Origin of the sequence: Endozoicomonas atrinae, from assembly GCF_001647025.1 — a bacterium.
In the GTDB taxonomy this organism is placed as follows: domain Bacteria; phylum Pseudomonadota; class Gammaproteobacteria; order Pseudomonadales; family Endozoicomonadaceae; genus Endozoicomonas; species Endozoicomonas atrinae.
The window spans coordinates 20583-42594 of record NZ_LUKQ02000018.1 but is presented as its reverse complement, the minus strand read 5'-3'; the positions used below and the strand labels follow the sequence as shown (position 1 = coordinate 42594).

Below are 22012 nucleotides of genomic sequence, written 5' to 3'. Positions count from 1 at the left end.
ATCAGAACCTGATGCACAGAGTTTTTGAGAAGTTAGGCTTGGCAATGAATGACGAAAAAGTCATGAATACTTATGAGGAGCTAAGTAGCTATGGTGCTATCGCTGCATAATAGTGTCCGGAGTATTGTCTCATCAACCTTATCTGAAACCTTCTCCAACTCACAAGCTTTTATTTCAACCCGATGACCTTTCCGTGAACATGCACTCCTATAATCATTAAATATCCTTTCACATTTACGGATTATTTTTTTGAAGTTAGAATAATCCCAGATAAAGCATAATTCTCTAAATAAAACCTCAATTAAAGCAAGCTCACAAGTGATAACCATGAAGGGTTTGACATCCTTACTTCTTAAAATATTTTCATACAATTCTCTTGCTGCAGAAGTGTTTTCACTCTGAAGTAACTCACATGCGCGATTACATATTGCCTCATTGGATAATCTTACTTGAGCCTTCACGTGATCAGCGATAGCTTCAGGAGTTTTTCTGTCACTTTGACTTATAGCTTCTGATACTTCGTCACTCTGACCTACATCACCTTCGTTAATAATTTCATTTTCCAGCTTTGACCACCTGACAGCCAACTGCTCCCCTCGAATACGCCCATAGCCTGATAAATATTGCCTTTTACTCGTTTCTATTTTATTCAACCAAGCATCTTTACCAATACGACTAACTCTCACATCAGCCAGCTTGCTTTCATGAAACCAAGAATCAGGAAGATTAATAAAAGCTCGGGAGAATTGAAAAAAACAATGACTGACCTGCTCCTTTCGCAAGTTTATACACCCCCCATCCCCCAACCTTTTGATGAAACTCTTATACATCTCCACGACTAATGCCTGCTTATTTCTCCCTGTAATTTTGCGATGTCCCGCAATTTTACATGCCAGTCCAGCAGACATAACCAGAGATATGTTATTTATGAATGGAAGCAGTTTACTTAAATCGATTTTCTCCAAATCGATACCGAAAACATAGTCCATCAAAAGAAAATCCAGAGTATCAAACAGCAACTTACTATATCCTTCATTTATTTTATCTAAAAAGCCTTCAAAAGCCCGTACAATAAAAGGATCAATTTTTCGAAAAATATATTCAGCCTGCTGCAGATCAACTTTTCGCTCATCTTTAGGACAACCTCTTGTCCATTTATAAAGCCTGGCACGAACATCTATAAATAATTGAAATTCCGATTCTTTTAATGAGAACCAAACATACTTAGCTGCATTTTCCTCAATAAGCTTCAAAACATCCACAACATGCTTAACAAAAAGCGCCGGATCATTCATTGAACCCAGCAGCAGGCGCCGCTTTTTCTTAATGCCATGAAGAGAAGATAAACTCAATTCATTAGCATCCTTTATTGGCACTACTCCCTCTGCTTGCTTTTGAGTATCGGAACTATTCGGTAATACAGGGTAATGTGCGCCAGCCACTTCAGTAACAATCGGTAGTTTTTTTATCGGCTTTGTTCTTTTACCACTACCAAGTTCAGAACCTGCTATCGCAGGTTGCTGTCGAGCAGAGGGGTTTGTAGCAGCACCCTCTCCAGCCTGAACCTTCTTCCTGGCCCTTCTTTTATTTTTTCTTACTTTTCTTACAGAGTCATCACTACTTATCCGCCTTGATACCTCTCTGCCTCCAACTATGCTCGCCCCTGGCTCCTGAAATGAAAGGCTGGCTCCCCCCTTTGCTGCCAAAACAGGTTTCACAGCCATTGAACGAACCGTACTTCCGGAAGCCGAATTCTGATATATGCCAGAAGACCTCTGATTAAAGGCAGCACAGGGTGATAACGAGTTATATATAGCAGGTATCACTCCTCCTGCTACATCATAAAACGGTACGGGTTTCTGAGAGATATCATTCACAGGCAGAATAGCTTGCCCTGCATGCACAGCTCTGACCACGCTGGCAGAGTGTTGCATATAGGGTAAACTGCCAACCATCCCCCCCATATTAAGAACCACTGGCTCCGACTGCGCGATTACCTGACATCCATAAAATACACCCTGTGGCCCCTCCATTGAAAAGCGCTGGTTTTCAATATACTGAGTATTAAGAAAACAACCAGGCTGGTCTTGCGAAAGCAAAGCATGTTGATTAATCGACAGGCCATGCTCCACAGCAACGGTTGGTATACACGTGCTACCTAAAAACGGAGCTGCTAATGACACTGACCGAGGGGCTTCCGGCATACTTGCCCTACAATCAGTTGATGGTGGTAAGTAATTCGGTAACCCATCATGATAACTCACAAAATCACCACGCCGAAAACCAAAAACAGGCTGACCGGATCTCCCGGTAATGGTCCTGCCATCCTCTCCTTTGACCTCAATGAAAGTCCCCTCTTCATTACAAAGGTTATATGCTGTTTGAACCTCATTACTTGAGACATTAGCCATGCGGATAACCTACTAACCTAGGGGGCGTTACCAACCGGACATACAACCAGACACTTTAATTGGAAGCCTCCACAAAACTGATTGCATACTGAAATCAGAATCCATTTACTAAAAATTTGTTCCAGATATCGGAACAAATCAATAAGAAATCCATGGAGCAAGCCTATAACAATTATTCAGAATCAAAACTCCCAGTCCGTTTCAATTACATTTATTTGCAAAATGCAACGCAAACCCGCGTCATACGTACAATTTCAGACTCCAATTTTTCGGCCGATATTGCTAATCTTAATGATGTTAACAGACCAGCCAACATCACAGGCAACCTCATGAAACTCCAAGCCAACAGCCGGCCAACACTGCGTCCAACACCAAATTCCCAGAATGTCTTTTCACTTCATCGCAGTACCATCAACCCGGTTAAACCGTTGCTAAAGGCTTCTACGACACTGCCTGCTTCAAAGTCATTCGATGAGACTGGTGGTTTTATCAAAGGCTATAATTGATCACTAACCCACCTTCGAAACTCCGCATATTATGGGCACGGCAGATAATTTATCTGCGCCCATCCATCTCTGTACAACAACTCCCCCCGAGCCAAATGAATCATTGATTTTTTCCAATAGCCTTGTTGGAATAGGATGTATTCAATCATTTTACCGGCTATGGATTAACGGCCTGATTTACATAAGGTTGTCCAGCTTTGAATACTCAACTGCTGTCATCCACCAAGCGACTGTATTATGCTGTATTAATCCCCAAGGGATACTCAAGACTTTGGCAGCCTGAGCGATGACTTGAGTAATGGTGAGTAATGGAAAGTGTCTTAGCCGTTAGGTTACTACTGAGCCAGGAAGGCACACTTCAACAGACAGAATGACACGGAGCTAACGCCCCTATGATATCGAAACTGCAGCCAGCTAAAAGAATTCTGCTGTTCTTTTCATCGCTGCTTTTCACAGTACTTCTCACAGGCAATCTCGCTCAGGCCGTAGACAAGGACATCAGCCAGCCAGTACCCACTCTGACGCCTAATCTGCAGCAGGCCATTGCCAGCGTCCACGTGGTTCAACTTCTTTCAAGAAGCCACTACCGGAAAATCCCCCTTGACCAGGACAATATGGAAAAGGTATTTGATCGCTACCTGGATCGCCTTGACCCAAACCGAAGCTTTTTCCTTCAGTCAGATATTCAGGAATTTGAGCCATATCGGAAAAAACTGGGAGACTCCCTGAAAAGCGGCGACCTCAACCCTGCCTTCGCCATCTTTAACCGCTATCGTGAACGAGCAGAAGAACGCGCACGCTTCATGCTTAAACAGTTAGACCTGGGCATTAAGGATCTGAACCTCAAAAAAAATGAAGAACTTGTGATTGAGCGCAAGGACGAGCCCTGGCTTACCAACAAGCAAGCCCAGCAACAGCTTTGGGTCAAGCAACTTAAAGACAGTGTATTAAGCCAGAAGCTGAACAACAAAACTGACGAAGAGATTATCAATCAGCTACGCAGAAGAAATACCAACCTGCTGCGCAGACTCCACCAGAGCAAAAGTGAAGATGCCTTTCAGACCTATATAAATGCCTTTGCTGGTATATACGACCCGCACACACAGTACTTCTCTCCACAGACGGCTGAAAACTTTGACATCAACATGAGCCTCTCTCTTGAAGGTATTGGAGCAGTACTTTCTGCAGAAGATGAATACACCAAAGTAGTCAGTGTTGTACCTGGCGGCCCTGCGGAGAAAGCCGGTCAGCTAAAACCCGGTGATAAAATCGTCAGCGTTGGACAGGGAAAGAAAGGCAACCTCGAAGATGTTGTCGGTATGCGTCTGGACGATGTGGTCAAATTGATTCGCGGCGCCAAACATACTCTGGTTCGCCTGGAGATTATCCCCGGTAGTAGCAAGGACAGCAGCACCCGGGTTTACGAGATTGTCCGGGATCGTGTCAAACTGGAAGAACAGGATGCTGCCAGCAAGATCATCGAAGTACCCATGAATGGAAAAAACAGTCGTATCGGAGTTATCGAGCTACCAACCTTCTACATCGACTTCAAAGCTGCCCAGGCCGGAGACCCCGATTATAAGAGTACTACCCGTGACGTCCGCAGGTTGTTGGAAAAATTAAAGAAAGAGAAAGTGGATGGCCTGATTATCGATCTTCGCGGTAATGGCGGAGGTTCATTGCAAGAAGCTAATGAATTGACCGGTCTGTTTATCGATAAAGGGCCTACCGTTGTCGTTCGTAATAACCGGGGTCGCTCTGAACGGCAGGAAGACCCGGACTCAGAGCAGCTCTACGATGGCCCCATGGTCGTCATGATTGATCGCCTCAGTGCATCCGCTTCCGAAATTTTTGCAGGTGCCATGCAGGATTATGGCAGGGCACTGATCGTTGGAAGCCAGAGTTACGGCAAAGGTACCGTGCAAAGCATCCAACCACTGAACCATGGGCAGCTGAAGCTCACGCTGGCCAAGTTCTACCGGGTTTCTGGCCAGAGCACGCAAAACCGTGGAGTTATACCCGATATAATCTTCCCATCCCTCTACGATGGCCGGGATATTGGTGAGGACACGCTTCCAGATGCACTACCATGGGACAATATCTCACCGGTATCTTACAGGCCTTATGCCAATTTCAGCCCCTACCTGCCGGAGCTGCAGAAAAAGCATGAATATCGCACCCGTAAAAATGCTGATTTTGTTTACCTCCATGAGATGAAGGACTACTTCGAACATTATGAAAATCAGAAAAAGGTTTCCCTGAATCAGGAAAGACGAGAGCTGGAGCTGCAAACCATGCGCAGCCAACGCCTTGCCATTGAAAACCGCCTGAGAAAATCCAGGGGACAGCCTTTGCTGAACAATCTTGATGAGCTCGAAGAGATTAATAATCAGGAGCTGGAACAGAAGAAAAAAGACAAAGAGCCTGATGCCTTTCTTCAGGAAGCGGGTGTCATCCTAACTGACATGGTGAAGGCTACCAACAATAAGCAACTCTTTACCCGCCGCTCTGGCTAGAACCTTCTTTCACTTAATAAAAAGCCCGCTATTGCGGGCTTTTTAATGAAAAGCACAATAATCAAACCAGGCTGGCTGACTGCTGACACTATCGATCTGGTCTATCTTGATTAAAGGAACCTCAAGCTCGAATAAGGCAATACCATCATGATGGATGCACAGTTCAACGATCTTTCAAGCCTGTTTTCCCAGCTAGGCCTTGAGACAGAACCAGAAGCCATTACCCACTTTCTCAATCAGCATTCACTGAAAAAAAATGAGAGGCTGGAAGATGCAGATTTCTGGAATACATCACAGAAGGCTTTTCTTGTGGAAGAAAGAGAGTTGGATGCGCAGTGGTGTGAAGCCATTGACGAGCTGGATACACTGCTGAGACATTAAAAGCCTACAAACCACAAAGATCACAAAGCACACGAAGAAAAGCTTTTCACCTTCTTTGTGGCTTGTGTGGTCTTCGTCGTGTTCAGGGCCTGATGACCTTTTCGCAGAGTAATATCAACTGAGCCCTGAGGATGAAATTCATAACACCCTCAAATCATCTAGTGACTTGTAGAGACGTCCCCCAACACTTCAGCAAGGCTTGAACGGGAAAGCTGCCCCTGTAACTGCCCATCATCATCAACCACAGGCAGGGGGAAGTCTGTATCCAATGTATCAGGAATCACTGACTCCAGAATCGAATCTGCCTGAATAGCGGGCACCGTCTCAATCAAGATAGAGCTTACTTTCTTGTGATTCCCCTTCAGTACCGCCTGTTCAAGGGTCTGCTGAAGTATAATGCCCTGATAACCCTCATCATTAACGTAATAGCCAAAGTCCTCAGATGTCTTTTTCATCTGACTCAACGCTTCATCAATGGTTTCCGCAGTAATCCGACAGGCCGGCGGCTTCATCACCGTTTCTACCGTCAATGCCCGGGCACGATTCACGTCTTTAACGAACGCTTCAACATATTCAGTAGCCGGGTTCAACAGAATTTCTTCCGGAGCCCCCTGCTGAACAAGCTCACCATCTTTCAGAATAGCGATGCGATCTCCTAACCTCAGCGCTTCATCGAGGTCATGGGTAATGAAAACAATGGTTTTATGCAGCTTGCTCTGCAGCTCTATCAACTGATCCTGCATTTCACTGCGAATCAGTGGGTCCAGAGCCGAGAAGGCTTCGTCCATCAACAGAATTTCCGCATCGGTACACAGTGCCCTGGCCAAACCAACCCGCTGTTGCTGACCACCAGATAACTGTGCCGGGTATTGCTGCTCATACCCTGCCAGACCAACCGTATCCAGCCACTGGGCCGCTTTCTTCAGTCGCTCTGCCTTGGCAACGCCTTGAACCGACAAACCATAAGCAACATTATCAATTACCGTCCGGTGAGGCATCAGCCCAAAACGCTGAAAGACCATGGACATCTTCTGCCGCCGGAAGTTCTCCAGCTCTTTGGCTGAAAACCGGGTAATATCGGTTCCATCAACCAGAATCTCACCCTCAGTGGGGTCAATCAAACGATTAAAGTGGCGAATCAAGGTAGACTTTCCAGATCCGGAAAGCCCCATGATCACAAAAATCTCACCCGATTTTACCTCAAGGTTGATATCCCTGAGTCCAAGCGTGTGCCCTGTATCAGCAAGAATCTGATCTTTGGACTCTCCCTGGTGAACCCGTGACATCACTTTTTCTGGTTGCTTCCCGAAAAGTTTGTATAACCCCCGGATTTGAATCAACGGCTTGTTAGTTTCACCATCACGCATGCTCAGCTCCCCCCAGATGTTTCTGGGTTCTGCGGGCATAAGCCTGAGAAACCCGATCGAAGATGATCGCCAACGCAACAATAGCAAGGCCGTTTAACAGTCCCAGTGTGAAATACTGGTTAGTAATCGATTTCAACACTGGCTGGCCAAGGCCTTTAACGCCAATCATGGATGCAATCACCACCATGGCCAGCGCCATCATGATGGTCTGATTAATCCCGGCCATAATGGTTGGCATTGCCAATGGCAGCTGAACACCCCATAACCGTTGAAAAGGGCTGGCGCCGTATGCAGTGGCTGCCTCCAGCACCTCTTTATCAACAAGGCGAATCCCAAGATTGGTCAGTCGAATGACCGGTGGAATGGCATAAATAACAACTGCGATTACACCGGGAATCTTACCAATTCCCAGTAACATCACGACAGGAATCAAATACACAAATGCTGGCATGGTCTGCATGATATCCAGAATTGGAGTAACAACCTTCTGTACCCGGTCTGAGCGGGCCATTGCAATACCAGTGGGTATACCCAGCACCAAGGAGAGTAACGTACATACCGTGATAACACTCAGGGTCCTCATGGTATTTTCCCACATACCAAAGTACCCAATTGCCAGAAGTGAACAGACAACACCTAAACACAGTTTCCAGGAGCGGCTGGCCGCATAGGCCAAACCAGTAATAACCGCCAGTATCAATAACCAGGGGGAGCTGATTAACAGGTTTTCAAACCAGACAAGAAAAGAAAGTAAAGGGTCAAAGAAAGACTCAATCAAATCGCCATATTCACGGGAAAAATCCCGGTAGGCTCCATCCAGAGACTTTCTCAAAGCGATAAGGTCACTGCGATCCATATCCGGAAACTCAGTAACCCATGATTCCTTAGCCATACACTTCAGCCTTTATTATGCTCTTTTATAAGAGAGAAATGGCGGTGGTCACACAAACAGCGAGTTACGTAAAAAATCCACGTAGAACAATATGCAACCACCCTTGCAAAACAGGCAAGTGATGACCTCAAAGAGCAGAAAGCTCTTGCTTTACTTTTTCAACAACATCTGCAGACAACCACTGAGTCCAGATGGGCTCATAGTTCGTCAAAAAGTGTTCCATTGCTATCTCACCATCAGCCTGATTTTCTTCCATCCAGGCCAGAAGCTCGTTCATTTGCTGATTAGTAAATGATCGTGTTGCCAGGTATTCATACGCAGCAGGCGCCTTAACGGCAAATGCCTCAGTAGTAATGGTGTTGACTGGAGAAGGGGGATACATGGTTACTTTTGGTGATTCACAGTCTTCTTTGGTAGTACAGGTCAGGTATTCATTCACATCTACACCTGAACCGAAGTCAACCTTAACCATTTCGTACTTACCTAGCACAGCTGAAGGTGCCCAGTAATAGCCAAACCAGGCTTCTTCACGCTCATATGCCTTGGCAATTGCACCGGACATACCTGCACCGGAACCTGGGTCGACCAAGTCAAAACCATACTCTTCAAGATCAAGAGCCTTGAACAGGTTTCCGGAATTAATCTGGCAGTTCCATCCTGCTGGACAACCATAAAAGGCGGACAAGCTTGAGTCTTCAGGGTGCTTGAATATTTTCGCCTTCTTTTTAATACCTTCAATGGTTTTCAAGTCAGCGTCTTTCTCGACCATATATTTCGGCACCCAGAACCCCTCTTCACCACCTTCAGAGATAGAGTTGCCCGCATAACGAAGGCGTTTTTCCTCTACGCCTTTATCGAAAGCCTGCCTCATGGAGTTACTCCACATTTCCGGAGCAATATCCGGCTCCCCCTTTTCAACCATAGAGGTTCCAGTAGCCATGGTATCACCGGGTACCAGCTCAACATTGCAGCCAAATACATTCTGGAGGATAAATTGATCAACGTGGGCTATCAGCGTTGCCGAGTTCCAGTTCATATCGGCAATGGTAACGTCGCCACATTCATTGGCAGAGACGGCCGCGGATAACGGGAACGACAGTGTAAGCAGGGCTCCAGCCGCAAATTTATTTTTTAGCATTTCTGTACCTGATTTATTATAAGTCCTTTACTGGTGCCGGGTAGTGCCTTTTTAATTCTATAAATTGACGTGAAAAACTGGGAATAAGAATTTCTGCTTTGAGGACGTTATCTGTAGATAAATAAGCAGAAATTTTTAAGCCCATTTTCCAGCGTCAAGGACAAAACCGTACTTTCCCGGACACCGATAGGGGCAATAACTTACACTTCTAATGATTAGATTTCAAATTACTTTCAGCTTCTCACCACCAGCCCCATCCAAGAAATAGAATAAAAATCAAACAATTAAGGCTCTGTACCACCAATATCCAGAAGCGGAGCAGCATCGATAGACTCAGCATCCATCATGGCTGCAACCCTTTGCAGAGAAGACAGCACCTGCGTTTTCTCCCAGGGCTCAAGAGCCTCAAAACGTTCAATAAACTTTTCATGCAGAAGAGCCGGTGCTGTTGCCAGTACAGAACGACCAAGTTCAGTCAATCGCGCGTTAACAATTCGTTTGTCACTGGCACTTCGAACTCTCTCAAGATACTGCCGCTCTTCCAGCCGGTTCAGAATGGTGGTAACTGTGGCCTGACTTAGCGATACATCCTGGGAGATCCGTTTAACCGTTACGTCACCCAGATCGTTAATGGCCTTTAACACCATGATTTGCGGCGTAGTCAGGCCACAGGCCTTGATCATGCGCTTTGAGTGAAGATCCGTTGCCCGTATGATCCGTCGTAGAGAAATAAGTACGTCAGTCCAATAACATGTTTCAGTCATACAACCTACTCAACAAAGAGTTTCAGAAAACAAGCGTGCTTATTTGCCACAAAATAAATAGCAAAACAAACACAATTTGATATCAAATAGTTTGAGCTGTAATATATTTCGCCTAGACTCCTAAATGAAGCTGTAAACAGGATCCTCTTCATGTTACTCCCCTCAGAGCGTTGATGGGCTTCTTGCACATAGTCCCAAACCCAAACGATCAAATTGATTTTGACCACTCAGCAAGAGCCTAAAACATGTCCCAACCGGAAAACTCGATGCCTTCCAGGCAAACGATCAATCCCCCCGTATTCTTTGGTTCAGCCATTTTAATACTTATATTGGTGGGCTATACGGTTTTTTTCCCTGAAGATGCCAATAGCCGCTTTACTCACCTGCAATCCAGCATTATGACCAACGCCAGCTGGTTTTATGTCATGGCAGTCGCCCTGATTCTCCTATGCGTAGCCTTTCTGGGCCTGTCCCGATATGGCGATATAAAGCTCGGCCCGGACCATGCAGAACCTTCATTCAGCTTTGGCTCATGGTTTGCCATGCTTTTTTCCGCCGGTATGGGTATTGGCCTGATGTTTTTTGGTGTAGCCGAACCGGTGATGCACTTCCTTTCACCTCCACTGGGTGAGCCGGGTACTGTGGAAGCAGCCAAAGAAGCCATGAAGCTCACCTTTTTTCACTGGGGTCTTCATGCCTGGGCAATATATGCAATCGTAGCCCTGATTCTTGCCTTCTTTGGTTACCGGCATAATTTACCACTCACTCTCCGCTCTGCCCTTTACCCCATTATTGGTGATCGCATTCATGGTATCCCTGGCCATACCATTGATGTGTTTGCCATATTAGGCACAATCTTTGGTGTCGCAACAGCTCTGGGCTATGGAGTTTTACAGGTAAACTCTGGCCTGAACTACCTCTTTGGTCTTGAAATCAGCACTCAGGCACAGGTCATTCTGATTGTTGTTATTACCGCACTGGCTACAATCTCGGTAGCGACTGGACTGGATAAGGGCATCCGGCGCTTGTCAGAAGCCAATTTACTTCTGGCATTGATGCTATTAGTGATGGTGGTATTACTCGGACCAACCGTTCTGCTGTTACAGATGTTCGTTCAAAATACTGGTGGTTACCTGTCAGACATCGTCGGTAAGACATTCAACCTCTACGCCTATGAACCTACGGAGTGGCTTGGTGGCTGGACGTTATTCTATTGGGCCTGGTGGCTCTCCTGGTCTCCTTTTGTCGGTATGTTTATCGCTCGCATTTCCAGGGGCAGAACCATCCGTGAATTTGTTACCGGAGTTCTGTTCGTTCCAACGGGTCTGACACTGATCTGGATGACCGCTTTTGGTAATACCGCTATCGATATGATTATGAATCAGGGGATGGCCGGTTTGGGACAGGCTGTAGAAACCGATGTACCTGTCGCTCTATTTAAGTTTCTGGAATATTTCCCGTTCTCAAATGTGTTGTCGATGATCGCAATTGCCATGGTGGTTATCTTTTTTGTGACCTCCTCTGACTCCAGCGCGATGGTAGTCGACATGCTTGCCTCAGGAGGCAACAGTAAAACCCCTATCTGGCAGCGGGTTTTCTGGTCCAGCCTGATTGGTGTTGTAGCCATGGTACTATTATTGGCAGGTGGCCTTCAGGCATTACAAACAGTGACCATAGCCTCTGCCCTGCCTTTTTCCATCGTACTTCTGGTTTCAGCTTATGGCTTACTGAAAGCGCTTGCTGTTGATGCCGCTAAAAGAGCGAGTCTGGAGAAAACAACACTGACTCCCAAAGTGGGTCATAAGCCGATTCCCTGGCAGAACCGATTAGCTACTATGGTCAGTTACCCTCGACGTTCCCATGTCAGTCGGTTTATACAGGATGTTGTACTCCCCGCCATGGAGTCCGTCGCATCAGAGCTCAGTAAACAGGGCGTAGAGAGCACGATACAACTGGATACTGAAAAGCAGATACCCAGCCTGGTCGTACTCCACGGCGATGAAGTGGACTTTTTCTACAAAGTAACCCCCCGCTCTTACCTTCAACCCAGCTTTATGCTGGACGAAGAAGATGAAGAAGAACGCAAATACTTCCGTGCAGAGGTTTTCCTCAGGGAAGGCGGCCAAGGTTACGATATTATGGGTTGGACCAGTGATCAGGTGATTGGTGATATTATCGATCAGTATGAAAAGCACATGCATTTTCTTCACATGGTTCGATAAGGCTAACCAGGCAGAGCTCATCGCCTCATCCTTCAGCAGCTCTTATTACGTATAACGAGCTGTTGAAGCAGGGTGGTGAAAGTCAAAACCTAATTTCATTGCTATGAACACGCCGGAATCCACACAGAAAAATGTCTTTGGCAAGCCATTAAAACCATGTTGCCTGCAAACAGCAACCGGCTTTTTTCGAGATGGATTTTGTCATACGGTTGAGCAGGATATTGGCAGGCATACCGTTTGCGCATTAATGACGGCCGACTTCCTGGAGTTTTCATTATCAAAAGGCAATGATCTGACCACACCAAAACCCGAATGGGATTTCCCCGGATTAAAAGAGGGCGACCGGTGGTGCATCTGCGCCGCTCGCTGGAACGAGGCATTTGAAGCCCATGTTGCCCCACCTGTATTTTTAGAAGCGACGCACCATGAAACACTGAACATTATTCCCCTGGCAGTACTGCAGAAGTTCGCGGTTCAATAAATACGTTGCTCAGCGCCTGAAGGCGCTGCTCATATTTTGCCATGTTCCGAGAAAACGCCTCTTCTACCGGTTCTCTTATTTAATATATGGGTAGACAAAGTCAAACTGCTGCCCTGTCAGGTTAATGGTCACTTTTGAATTGTATGACGTATCGTAACGCTCCATCCAACCATCAGCAGTGATATGGTAATTGTTTTTACTGCCATCCCTGATCAGATGCCCGGCAAGATTCCCGGTCAAGGTTTTCCCGTACACATTAATCCCTTTAAAGAAAAAGCTAAAATTAGCCCCACTGCAAACGTTCACCAGATCTGCATTACTACTATAAGGGATCACTACATACTGCTCTTCACGACCCGCCCTTGGCTTGAGCTTGAGTCTCATCACCATCATGCCAGCGTTACTGACATGAAGATAAAGTACCAGTTTAGACAGCCATAACTTTTCAGTTTTCGAAATACTGTACGCATCAAAGCGATAGGTTCCGGCTGGTATTTGACAGGCAGTAATGGATGACGAGTCAGAATACATCGGCTGTGTATAAGCCGGAGGTTCAGCTCTATAACCACGATATGAGTAATCATGCGAAGATGGGTATAATGGTCTCTCTGGATGAGGGTGGGCTGGAACATCAGGGTATGGCGGAGGATTAAACCGTTCAAAACCAATCGGTTCACCAAAGACAAGCGGTGGAAGTAAAAGGATAATAAACATGTATAGTTTCATAACAACACAACCATAAAATTAAGAAATTATTCTTTCTGGGTCGTTTACGGTCTGTGAAGAATAGGTCATTTACCAACGCCTATAGGATCGCTGTGAGATTAAAGATCAGATTGAGATTCCTTGCGTAAAAACAAAACATTCCTGAAGATCTATCTCAAATCCTGCTCATTAACTCGCTTAATCCTGACGACAGAATACCATTAACATCAACTTATGAATAAATCAGATTTTTGATATGGATTTCTGATCTACAGATTTCCCCAACCGAAATGGGCTTATCAAAATATTGACCTATAACGCCCCTCAACCCTTAATATCAATCATTATCAATTACACTTATACTTTAACGTCAAACTCTGGTGATGCATGTTAGTAAAAAGCTTTAACTCTGCTGCTGAAAATCCAATTCAGGATCTCTAGGACAATGGAGGGCATAACAGTACCCCTTCCTAGAGGAGCTACTTAAATTACTTTGCACGGTTGATCTCCGACTACCCGTTGAAGTCCGCCATTGGACTATCAGTATCTTCGGCAATGATTGGTGCAGGGGGCTGGTATAGAGATTGGTAAACACCTTCATAGCCGAACCATGGATATTCTGGCTCCTCGACAAGTGCGTTCTATTATTTCCAGCACTGCCAACAATCTGAATCATGTCGGCGGCCTGCCCACTCCCACCACAGGCCAGATAGCGATAGCTACAAATCTCCCCATACATGCATTAAAGAATAATCCGCCTCAATGGAGTAACGCTGTCGTTGATACGCTTTCAGTAGGTGCAATGCCCACAGCGGCAGGAGCATCATTCGTACAACCGTATAAAGACTGGAAAGCATACTTGCAACGAGGAGAAGTGCCGAATGTCCCCAGTAATACCTGGCTTATAATCGATTTTGCAGGTCGTTCATGTGTACTTGGCATGCTACTTGTTCAATCTCTGATTCAGAATGTTGAGCTCACTGCCTTTAATTTTCTAACACCTGCATCAGCGCTTGTAATCGAAGCGCTTGTAATCGAAACGATAGTAATATGTAGTGCGATCTACTTTCGCTGTAAACAAAACAACAATGACTATGTATTACTTGACGATCAAAGTGCACTCAATGAAATAGTCTCTTCAGAATAAAGTCTACCTTAAGCTATCCCCCTAATCAGAATAAATAGTCTTTCCAATATAAACCACATTAGAGTATACATTATCAGAAATCACTACAGGACTATTCAGCAAGCATATAAACACTGCTAATCTTTATATTTGGTGATTAATGAAGATACACAAAAAGAACAGTTTCAACACCATTCTTTTTGTGCGAAGTCATTAATACAGATTCATTTATTCTGAAGCTTCCAGTTTATCCTGAGTTCTTAATTCAAAATCAGAGGCATCATGCCGGTTTCTTAACTGCTCAGACAGTTCACCCCACGTGCGGTTGACCATTTTCCCACGCTGAACGGCCTTTCGCTGCCCAATCTGTCTGGCCCAGCGAACAACATATAGATAGCTCTCCACCTGAAGAAACTCAGCAGCTTCATACAGTTTTCCATCAACCAAGGCACCATACCATGGCCAGATAGCCATATCCGCAATGGTATAATCATCGCCACAGATATAGGTATTGTTTTCCAAGTGTTGGTTTAACACATCCAGCTGACGCTTGACCTCCATGGCAAAACGGTCAATTGAGTACTGATATTTTTCTGGGGCATAAGCATAGAAGTGACCAAACCCACCCCCCAGAAATGGGCCACTGCCTATCTGCCAGAACAGCCATGAGAGACACTGCGCCCGCATGGCTAGATCCGCTGGTATAAAAGCATTAAATTTCTCAGCCAGGTACAGAAGAATGGCTCCTGATTCAAACACAGGTATCTCAGCTCCATTGCTTCGATCCACCATAGCAGGAATCTTAGAGTTAGGGTTTATTTCAACAAAGCCCGAACCAAACTGTCCCCCTTCCATTATCTCAATTAGAAAAGCGTCATACTCTGCTTCCTTAATCCCCTGCTCCAATAACTCCTCAAACAGTATGGTAACTTTCACACCATTAGGCGTTGCCAATGAATAAAGTTGGAACGGATGCTTACCAACAGGAAGCGGCTTATCAAAACGGGCACCGGCCGTTGGTCGGTTAATGCCACCAAACTGGCCACCATTTTCACTTTCCCAGACCCACACCCTGGGAGGAACATAGGATGCATCTGCCATGGACAACTCCTTAACCAATTTTAAGTCACAAACTGTCCACCATAAGGCAATTCCCAGACAAAGGTAAGAGCATTCCATCAACAAACTCAGAAATTAAAAAACAAAATGAATAGTTTACATGCCTTGAGGAAAAAGATGGCTATGGCTGTGATGAAAAACACAATCCCTTGTACACCACAAATTTATTGAATGTCGGTATTTATATAGCCAGGAGACAGCAAGCATCCATAATATTCTATTGCCAGTAAGCCACATACTCTGGATAAAAAGCCTGGAGTCATCTATCTATTCCATACATCGAATTCACTGTTTGTAGATTTTAGCTCTTAAGTTCAAAATAAATAACTGGAGTATTCAAACAATGATAAAAACTGTTGTTGTATCAGCCCTGCTCTTGACTTGCTTTCTGGTTATGTCAAACCTTATTCCATGCTTACTACAAAATACACGTCCATCTACTAATAATAAGCCTCCAAAACAAAACAATGATCAGATAATAAAATCTATAGTTCTATTAGTTGGAATCGCGATTATATTGACATTGATCTTGCACTTCTGGCACTGAGGGTATTAGAGCTGGCTTTAGTATTTCCGCAATACAGCAATGCACTTTCCCTAAAAACAGATAAATATTAGAAAATCAACAGTGACAGGGGCATCCATGCATACTCTTAAAAAGCTTACACTATAGTGTACGTGATAAAACAAAAGGTGAAAAAACCTTTAATTTCAGATCCAGAATACCCAAAGCTTATAGACGTGCAAGGCTTTTATTTTATTTTCCACTGCCACTTTACTTTGTCGACCAGATCATCCCAACAACCCAGGGTTATCCCGGGAAAATCACACTCCAGGTCGTTCATTGCGCTGTTCTTGTATATTTTATGGTCCAGCGAGTAGTTTTTCTCAGCACTGTTAATCACTGTCTTGTCCTTTAGACCTTTACCACTTTTAACAAGTTGATCAGCTATGGCCAACAGCGCGCTATCCTTGAAAGGTCGAGTCAAATAGTGAGCATTGGATAAGTGCTGAGTTTCTTGAAGTACCAGATTAAGATCACTAAAATTACAAAGAACCAAGCCTTGAATCACAGCACTGTTTTTTTTAATTTTTGAAGTCTTAGAAATCAGCTCGATTCCATTTTTTTCTTTTAGCCGATAATCACAAACAATCAAATCTATTAACTCTTTAGCAATCTTTTCACAGGCACCTGCCCATGAAAGAGTAATTTCACACATATAACCTTTAGAAGTTAATAGTTTTTTCAACTGTTCACCAGCAGCCTGCTCATTCACTACCAGCAATGCTCGATGATAATAGCTCCGCTGACCTGATTTTTGAGGTTCACTCATAACCAAAAGCCCTAAGAAATACTGGAGTCCCCGAACTTAACCACTCGGTTACGCCCATTAACTTTAGCTTCATATAATGCCTCATCAGCACATTTAATCAGCTGTTCCGGGTATACATTTTTAGTACTGGGTACACAACTGGACACTCCCAGGCTAATAGTAACCTGCTCACATACTTCAGACTCAACGTTTTCCAGTTTAAGAGACTCTACGGCCTGGCGGAGTTTTTCACCAAATTTTGCGGCACTATCAACATCTTTGCCCGGTAATAAAGCAATAAACTCTTCACCTCCAAAGCGGGCCAGCATATCTGACTTCTGCTCTATAATGCTTTCCATAGCCTTAGCAACCTTACGCAGGACTTCATCACCATATTGATGCCCATAATGATCATTACACTTTTTGAAGCAATCTATATCCATCATAATCAGTGACAGAGGCTTTCCACTATCGGTTACTCTTTCCCATTCAGTCTGGATTGTCTCCTGGAAAGTTCTTCGGTTTGGTATACCTGTCAGTCCATCCATACTGGCCAGCTGCTGAAGCTTGATATTACTTTCTGCAAGTTTACGCTGGCTGACATCCAGCGCTTTGAATGCCTCATTACGCTGTAAGAGCCGAATATAACAATCTGAGTGGTATCGTATTCTAGCCAGCAGTTCAACAGGCTCCGGCAGCTTAATCAGGTAATCATTCCCACCAGCGTTAAATACATCAGCTTTCAGCTTGGCATCATCCTTCATCGATAGTGCAATAACTGGAACAGACCTGCTGAATTCACCAACCCTGAGGTAACGAAGCAACATCAAGCCACTAATATCCGGCATCACCATATCCAGCAAGATTACCGTTGGTCTCAGTTTCGCAGCAACATCAAGCGCTGTACTTGCATCAGAGCAGTAATGCATGCGGAGATCATCTTCATTTTCCAACATCAAATGCAACGCTTCAGCAACGGTTGGATCATCATCAATCAACAGAACCAAACCATGAGATGGAGCCTCAATGCGATGACCAATTGACTCTTCATTCGTTTTCACCAGGCTTCCCTCCCTGAAAATTACCACTCCCTTGAGAAATATTGATAATTTCCCGTAAACGCCCCCCTATTTGACCTGGAGCAAGTATTTCATTGGCGGCCCCTCGTTGAGCTGCATCCTGAGGCATTCCGTATACTGCACAACTGGCCTTATCCTGAGCAAAGGTATGACATCCCAGTCGCCTTAACGCTAGTAGCCCCCGGCCTCCATCCCTTCCCATACCGGTTAATAAAACGGCAACCAGCTTCTTTCGCCAGTGTTGAGCAATACTGCAAAAAAACTCATCCACAGAAGGACGATAAGGGTTTTCAATCGGATCTTTGGTGTATATCAACCTTCCAGAAGCATCCATTGTCAGATGATCATTGGTTTTTGCCAGAAATACCGTACCCGATTCAGGCCTCTCGCCCCCCTGAATCGTTCTGGTTCTCATGGGAATTTGCATATCTAGCCATTCAGCCATTCCGGATGCATGTTCCTCATCCATATGTTGAATGATTATCACAGAGGCCCTTGAAGCTTCCGGAAGCTCTGCAAGCAAAAGAGCAACAGCTCCAGGTCCTCCAGTTGAGCAACCAATAGCAATCAATAAGTCAGGCAAATCATCCGATAATTGACTTACTTTGTTTTTTACGTTTTTTTTTGGCGCTGAGAAGCCTTGTTCCGCATTTTTAAGTGCATGTTCCTGAGACACTGTTTTGAGCTTGCGCATCCTGCTGACAAAATTGGAGATGCTCTCTGAATTTCGTGATGGCATTTCAATTGCATCAATTGCTCCTGCAGAAAGCGCTTTAAAAATAGACGTATTCTGACGCTCCATGCGGGAGACAATAACGATTGTGCATTGGTGTTCCTTGAGAATGGTTCTGGTAGCTTCAACACCATCCATCTTTCCGGAAAGCTTGATCCCCATGAGCATCAAATCCGGTTTTTGAATCCGGCAACGCTGACCCGCTTCAATGCCACTACCAACACTCCAGATAACTTCCCAGCCCAGCCGCTCCTTCACCAGACGGATTAAATGCTCTCGTTCTGACAAATCGCCCCTGACCACTCCGATTTTCATAAGTTCAGGGCTCCCTCATCATCACCTCCATCATCAGGAAAGGCAGTACCAATCAAGTCCCTGACAGTGCTGATGAAGGTTTCATCCATAAAGCTGCCCTTGGTCAGGTAGTGGTCAGCTCCTACATCCATACCTCGCTGCCTGTCTGATTCGCGATCTTTGTAAGAGATAATGATGATTGGCAAATGCTGCAAGCGTCCTTCACTGCGAATATTAGATATAAACCCGAAACCATCCATTCGCGGCATATCAATATCCGTTATGATCAGGTCATAGTCATTCATACGAACCGCATTCCAGCCATCTGCACCATCGACGGCAATATCAACACGATAGCCTTTATCCTCCAACAGACTCTTTTCCAGTTCACGAACTGTGACAGAATCATCGACAACCAGAACACGCTTGGCTGAAGCCGCCCTCTCATCAGCTGAAGCCGTTGTATCACAGTTATCAATGCGTCCCTCTGCAACCAGTCGCTCAATCGACAGCACAAGATCATCCGCATCAAGGATTAAAATTGGTGTGCCATCATCAAGGAAAGCTGCAGAGCTGATATCCTTTATTTTTCCCATGCGATGATCGATCGGTCGTTCAACCAATGTCGTTTCACCAATAACAGAGTCTACTGTGACCGCGTACTGATGAGCTCCCCTTCCTAAAACAACAGCTTCCTGATAATTCTCAGTTTGGTGATTCTCAGGCAGTTCCAGCAACTGATGGGCACTCACAAGCCCGAGCTGAACACCATTTACATCCTCTACATACTGACGGTTTTCCAGGGTCTGTATATCACTCTGGCCAAGAGTAAGCACTTTATTCAGGGGGCCAACAGGCAAGGCATAAAAGAAGCCTGACACTTCAATGACCACACAACGTAACATGGACAATGTCAGTGGCAGTAACAGCTCAAAGCAACACCCTTTTCCCTCTTCGGAATGCAGCACTATCCGCCCACGCAGATTCTGTACCATTTCATGAATAAGGTTCATGCCAACGCCACGACCAGAAACAGTAGTAACCTCATCTTTCATGGAGAAATTAGGGAGTAAAAGAAATTCAAAAAGCTCAGAGTCAGACATGTTTGAAACCATATCCTCTGTCGCCATATTTTTTTTGAGTATCTTTTCCCTCAACTTCTGCCTGTTAACTCCGCCACCATCATCTTTAACCGTAATAACCAGCAAACCAGCTTTATGACTTGCTTCAACGGTAATAATCCCTTCTTCAGGCTTTCCCCTTTCCCGACGGACTTCAACAGGCTCGAAGCCATGGTCGATAGCATTCTGGATCAAGTGGGTCAAAGGCACATTAAGCTGCTCAAGAATATCCCTGTCTACCTGTGTATTCTCACCTTTAATTTCCAGCCGCACTTTTTTTTCCAGCTTTTGGGAAACCGTTCTTGCCAAACGCAGCAACCCCTGAGTTCCCTCTTTAAATGGCCGCATACGATGTGCCAGGGTCTCGCGCACCAGTTTATCGGTAAGCCAGGTGGTTTTTCGCTCATACTCTTCCAGCACAGAGCAGTTGTGATTCACCAACGCTTCAACAGACACTGACTCTCTCATTAATTCATTAAGGCAATGCCGGTCATTCTCTTCGATCTGATAGTTACACATTAACGCAATACACTTTTCCACAAGCTGGTTCATAGAGCGTGTGCTGCGCCTGAGCTTAATATTCTCCTGCCAGAATTTTTTAAGTTGACGAGATTCAACTGACAACTCTCCCGCCAGGCCAATCACTTTATTCAGCTTATCCGCATTAACACGGATAACTCGCTCCGATGTCTCTTCCGTCTCTTGAGTTTCAACAGCCAAAGATACTTCTGCATCATCCTGCTGAATGTCCTGACTACTGTTACTTTTTTTGAAGCTATCTGGATCTGAGAGCACTCTTGCAAGCTGTTCACTGAGCTTTTCAGCGTTTGCAGATGCCACCTGATCAATACCGCTCTGACGGGTCGCCATTTCTGACAGCTGAACAATACTATCCACACTCTTCAAAAGAAGGTCTGTGTGATCACCATTGATGGTAATTTGCTGCTTCTGCGCACATACAAAAATATCTTCCAGGGTATGAGCCAAGCGCATAACTGGATCGATATCTGCAAGTCTGGCCCCCCCCTTGATGGTGTGAGCCATCCGCATCATGGTTTCCAGACGCTGAGTCGAGGTAAGCCCCTGTTCAAGCTCAAGTAAATGCTGAGTTAAAACCTCAACCCGTTCTTCCAGTTCTTTCCAGAAAAAGTTTCTGATTTTCTGAAGGGCAGGTGTAACTTCTTTGTTCTGCGAACCTTCTGTATTCTCCGGTGGTGATAACTGCTGATTTTCCGCCAGTTCCGCCTCCTGCTTCTCTGACTCAAACTCTCCTGAGCCCACTTGAGATACTGGTTCCTTATCACTGGACAGCTCTGCCAGAGTTGAATTCATGGCCATGGTCGCATCTATACGCTGCTCTATCGATGAGGAACTTTTTACCAAACTAAGGGTGGTACTGAGTATCGAAGCTTCCTTATCCAACTCATCACTAATCCTTCCCTTACTCACAACATCCTCAGCGATCCTCTGCAAGCACTTACACGCTTTCAGGAGGACAGGAATATGCTGTTTTATCAACTCCTGCTGCCTGTCTCTTTCCTCCGAGCATTCCTGACACCAGTTTTCCGCAAAGTGTTCAGCCCACTGCAGCATCGACTCTGTCAGGCCACAGGCCTCACTCACTTTAGCCAGCATCGCGCCGGCTCGGGCAGAACGGAATAAATCAACAAATTCAGCTAAATCAACACGTTCCAAACCAGTTTCAGCTTTTAGGATTAACAGCTGCTTTAACTCGCTGATCTGCTGCGTAATTTCTGAATGAAAGAGCTTGGTCACCGCACTTGAACGACTTAATTGACTCTTTTCCTGTTCACTGGAATCCTTGTCAGTCATATTGATCATCC

The 22012-nt window shown here is 45.1% G+C and carries 18 protein-coding genes; 7 read left to right on the top strand and 11 right to left on the bottom strand.

What is annotated here, in order from left to right; translation table 11 throughout:
- Nucleotides 1–80 precede the first annotated feature (80 nt).
- A complete protein-coding gene (locus AK963_RS04355) occupies nucleotides 81–2411 on the bottom strand; it encodes a hypothetical protein (protein WP_066014252.1) in 2331 nt (776 codons plus the stop codon).
- A 152-nt stretch (nucleotides 2412–2563) separates the two neighbouring features.
- On the opposite strand from AK963_RS04355, the gene AK963_RS04350 reads away from it, so the two are divergent.
- The 3 genes from AK963_RS04350 (at nucleotide 2564) to AK963_RS04340 (ending at nucleotide 5814) form a co-directional block, all read left to right on the top strand.
- Nucleotides 2564–2917, top strand: a complete 354-nt coding sequence (locus AK963_RS04350) for a hypothetical protein (protein ID WP_066014251.1) — start codon at nucleotides 2564–2566, stop codon at nucleotides 2915–2917.
- 392 nt (nucleotides 2918–3309) lie between these two features.
- Nucleotides 3310–5433: a carboxy terminal-processing peptidase gene (locus AK963_RS04345; protein WP_066014250.1), complete on the top strand. Its 2124-nt coding sequence runs from the start codon at nucleotides 3310–3312 to the stop codon at nucleotides 5431–5433.
- Nucleotides 5434–5580: 147 nt separating this feature from the next.
- Nucleotides 5581–5814, top strand: a complete 234-nt coding sequence (locus tag AK963_RS04340; protein ID WP_202969716.1) for a DUF2789 family protein — start codon at nucleotides 5581–5583, stop codon at nucleotides 5812–5814.
- A gap of 158 nt (nucleotides 5815–5972) precedes the next feature.
- On the opposite strand, the gene AK963_RS04335 is transcribed toward AK963_RS04340, so the two are convergent.
- The 4 genes from AK963_RS04335 to AK963_RS04320 form a co-directional block, all read right to left on the bottom strand.
- Complete coding sequence (locus AK963_RS04335; RefSeq protein ID WP_066014249.1) at nucleotides 5973–7181, bottom strand: quaternary amine ABC transporter ATP-binding protein; 1209 nt, start codon at nucleotides 7179–7181, stop codon at nucleotides 5973–5975.
- A complete protein-coding gene (locus tag AK963_RS04330; protein WP_066014248.1) occupies nucleotides 7174–8073 on the bottom strand; it encodes an ABC transporter permease in 900 nt (299 codons plus the stop codon). Before AK963_RS04330 ends, AK963_RS04335 begins: the two co-directional genes overlap by 8 nt.
- A gap of 127 nt (nucleotides 8074–8200) precedes the next feature.
- Complete coding sequence (locus tag AK963_RS04325; RefSeq protein WP_202969715.1) at nucleotides 8201–9211, bottom strand: ABC transporter substrate-binding protein; 1011 nt, start codon at nucleotides 9209–9211, stop codon at nucleotides 8201–8203.
- A 284-nt stretch (nucleotides 9212–9495) separates the two neighbouring features.
- A complete protein-coding gene (locus AK963_RS04320) occupies nucleotides 9496–9975 on the bottom strand; it encodes a MarR family winged helix-turn-helix transcriptional regulator (RefSeq protein ID WP_066014247.1) in 480 nt (159 codons plus the stop codon).
- Between the two features lie 245 nt (nucleotides 9976–10220).
- Between AK963_RS04320 and AK963_RS04315 the strand changes: the two genes are divergently transcribed.
- Both AK963_RS04315 and AK963_RS04310 read left to right on the top strand, forming a co-directional pair.
- A complete protein-coding gene (locus AK963_RS04315; RefSeq protein ID WP_066014246.1) occupies nucleotides 10221–12197 on the top strand; it encodes a BCCT family transporter in 1977 nt (658 codons plus the stop codon).
- A gap of 103 nt (nucleotides 12198–12300) precedes the next feature.
- On the top strand, nucleotides 12301–12678 hold the full coding sequence (locus tag AK963_RS04310; protein WP_066014245.1) for a DUF2237 family protein: 378 nt from the start codon (nucleotides 12301–12303) through the stop codon (nucleotides 12676–12678).
- Nucleotides 12679–12753: 75 nt separating this feature from the next.
- On the opposite strand, the gene AK963_RS04305 is transcribed toward AK963_RS04310, so the two are convergent.
- Nucleotides 12754–13209 carry a hypothetical protein gene (locus AK963_RS04305; RefSeq protein WP_066014244.1) on the bottom strand — a complete coding sequence of 152 codons (456 nt, stop codon included), beginning with the start codon at nucleotides 13207–13209 and terminating at the stop codon, nucleotides 12754–12756.
- On the opposite strand from AK963_RS04305, the gene AK963_RS33100 reads away from it, so the two are divergent.
- Both AK963_RS33100 and AK963_RS04300 read left to right on the top strand, forming a co-directional pair.
- Nucleotides 13191–13331, top strand: coding sequence for a hypothetical protein (locus tag AK963_RS33100; protein ID WP_175404433.1), 141 nt, complete (start codon nucleotides 13191–13193; stop codon nucleotides 13329–13331). The genes AK963_RS04305 and AK963_RS33100 overlap by 19 nt on opposite strands.
- Before the next feature lie 662 nt (nucleotides 13332–13993).
- A complete protein-coding gene (locus AK963_RS04300) occupies nucleotides 13994–14530 on the top strand; it encodes a hypothetical protein (protein WP_066014243.1) in 537 nt (178 codons plus the stop codon).
- 207 nt (nucleotides 14531–14737) lie between these two features.
- Here AK963_RS04300 and yghU read toward each other — a convergent pair whose 3' ends face one another.
- The 5 genes from yghU to AK963_RS04275 all read right to left on the bottom strand — a co-directional run bounded on the left by yghU (nucleotide 14738) and on the right by AK963_RS04275 (nucleotide 22001).
- Nucleotides 14738–15610, bottom strand: a complete 873-nt coding sequence (gene yghU / locus AK963_RS04295) for a glutathione-dependent disulfide-bond oxidoreductase (protein WP_066014242.1) — start codon at nucleotides 15608–15610, stop codon at nucleotides 14738–14740.
- A 770-nt stretch (nucleotides 15611–16380) separates the two neighbouring features.
- Nucleotides 16381–16962 (bottom strand): response regulator, encoded by a 582-nt coding sequence (locus AK963_RS04290; RefSeq protein ID WP_066014241.1) that lies wholly within the window; start codon nucleotides 16960–16962, stop codon nucleotides 16381–16383.
- A gap of 11 nt (nucleotides 16963–16973) precedes the next feature.
- Entirely contained in the window at nucleotides 16974–18002 is a 1029-nt protein-coding gene (locus tag AK963_RS04285; protein WP_238593636.1) for a diguanylate cyclase, read from the bottom strand.
- Complete coding sequence (locus AK963_RS04280; RefSeq protein ID WP_066014240.1) at nucleotides 17989–19068, bottom strand: chemotaxis protein CheB; 1080 nt, start codon at nucleotides 19066–19068, stop codon at nucleotides 17989–17991. The genes AK963_RS04285 and AK963_RS04280 overlap by 14 nt, the downstream gene beginning before the upstream one ends.
- Complete coding sequence (locus AK963_RS04275; protein WP_175404432.1) at nucleotides 19065–22001, bottom strand: hybrid sensor histidine kinase/response regulator; 2937 nt, start codon at nucleotides 21999–22001, stop codon at nucleotides 19065–19067. The genes AK963_RS04280 and AK963_RS04275 overlap by 4 nt, the downstream gene beginning before the upstream one ends.
- Between the last annotated feature and the right edge of the window lie 11 nt (nucleotides 22002–22012).

Excerpts from the sequence above, each read along its gene's own strand:
- AK963_RS04355 (WP_066014252.1), bottom strand. The coding sequence starts at position 2,411 with ATGGCTAATGTCTCAAGTAATGAGGTTCAAACAGCATATAACCTTTGT.
- AK963_RS04350 (WP_066014251.1), top strand. The coding sequence starts at position 2,564 with ATGGAGCAAGCCTATAACAATTATTCAGAATCAAAACTCCCAGTCCGT.
- AK963_RS04345 (WP_066014250.1), top strand. The coding sequence starts at position 3,310 with ATGATATCGAAACTGCAGCCAGCTAAAAGAATTCTGCTGTTCTTTTCA.
- AK963_RS04340 (WP_202969716.1), top strand. The coding sequence starts at position 5,581 with ATGATGGATGCACAGTTCAACGATCTTTCAAGCCTGTTTTCCCAGCTA.
- AK963_RS04335 (WP_066014249.1), bottom strand. The coding sequence starts at position 7,181 with ATGCGTGATGGTGAAACTAACAAGCCGTTGATTCAAATCCGGGGGTTA.
- AK963_RS04330 (WP_066014248.1), bottom strand. The coding sequence starts at position 8,073 with ATGGCTAAGGAATCATGGGTTACTGAGTTTCCGGATATGGATCGCAGT.
- AK963_RS04325 (WP_202969715.1), bottom strand. The coding sequence starts at position 9,211 with ATGCTAAAAAATAAATTTGCGGCTGGAGCCCTGCTTACACTGTCGTTC.
- AK963_RS04320 (WP_066014247.1), bottom strand. The coding sequence starts at position 9,975 with ATGACTGAAACATGTTATTGGACTGACGTACTTATTTCTCTACGACGG.
- AK963_RS04315 (WP_066014246.1), top strand. The coding sequence starts at position 10,221 with ATGTCCCAACCGGAAAACTCGATGCCTTCCAGGCAAACGATCAATCCC.
- AK963_RS04310 (WP_066014245.1), top strand. The coding sequence starts at position 12,301 with ATGAACACGCCGGAATCCACACAGAAAAATGTCTTTGGCAAGCCATTA.
- AK963_RS33100 (WP_175404433.1), top strand. The coding sequence starts at position 13,191 with ATGACGAGTCAGAATACATCGGCTGTGTATAAGCCGGAGGTTCAGCTC.
- AK963_RS04305 (WP_066014244.1), bottom strand. The coding sequence starts at position 13,209 with ATGTATTCTGACTCGTCATCCATTACTGCCTGTCAAATACCAGCCGGA.
- AK963_RS04300 (WP_066014243.1), top strand. The coding sequence starts at position 13,994 with ATGGATATTCTGGCTCCTCGACAAGTGCGTTCTATTATTTCCAGCACT.
- yghU (WP_066014242.1), bottom strand. The coding sequence starts at position 15,610 with ATGGCAGATGCATCCTATGTTCCTCCCAGGGTGTGGGTCTGGGAAAGT.
- AK963_RS04290 (WP_066014241.1), bottom strand. The coding sequence starts at position 16,962 with ATGAGTGAACCTCAAAAATCAGGTCAGCGGAGCTATTATCATCGAGCA.
- AK963_RS04280 (WP_066014240.1), bottom strand. The coding sequence starts at position 19,068 with ATGAAAATCGGAGTGGTCAGGGGCGATTTGTCAGAACGAGAGCATTTA.
- AK963_RS04275 (WP_175404432.1), bottom strand. The coding sequence starts at position 22,001 with ATGACTGACAAGGATTCCAGTGAACAGGAAAAGAGTCAATTAAGTCGT.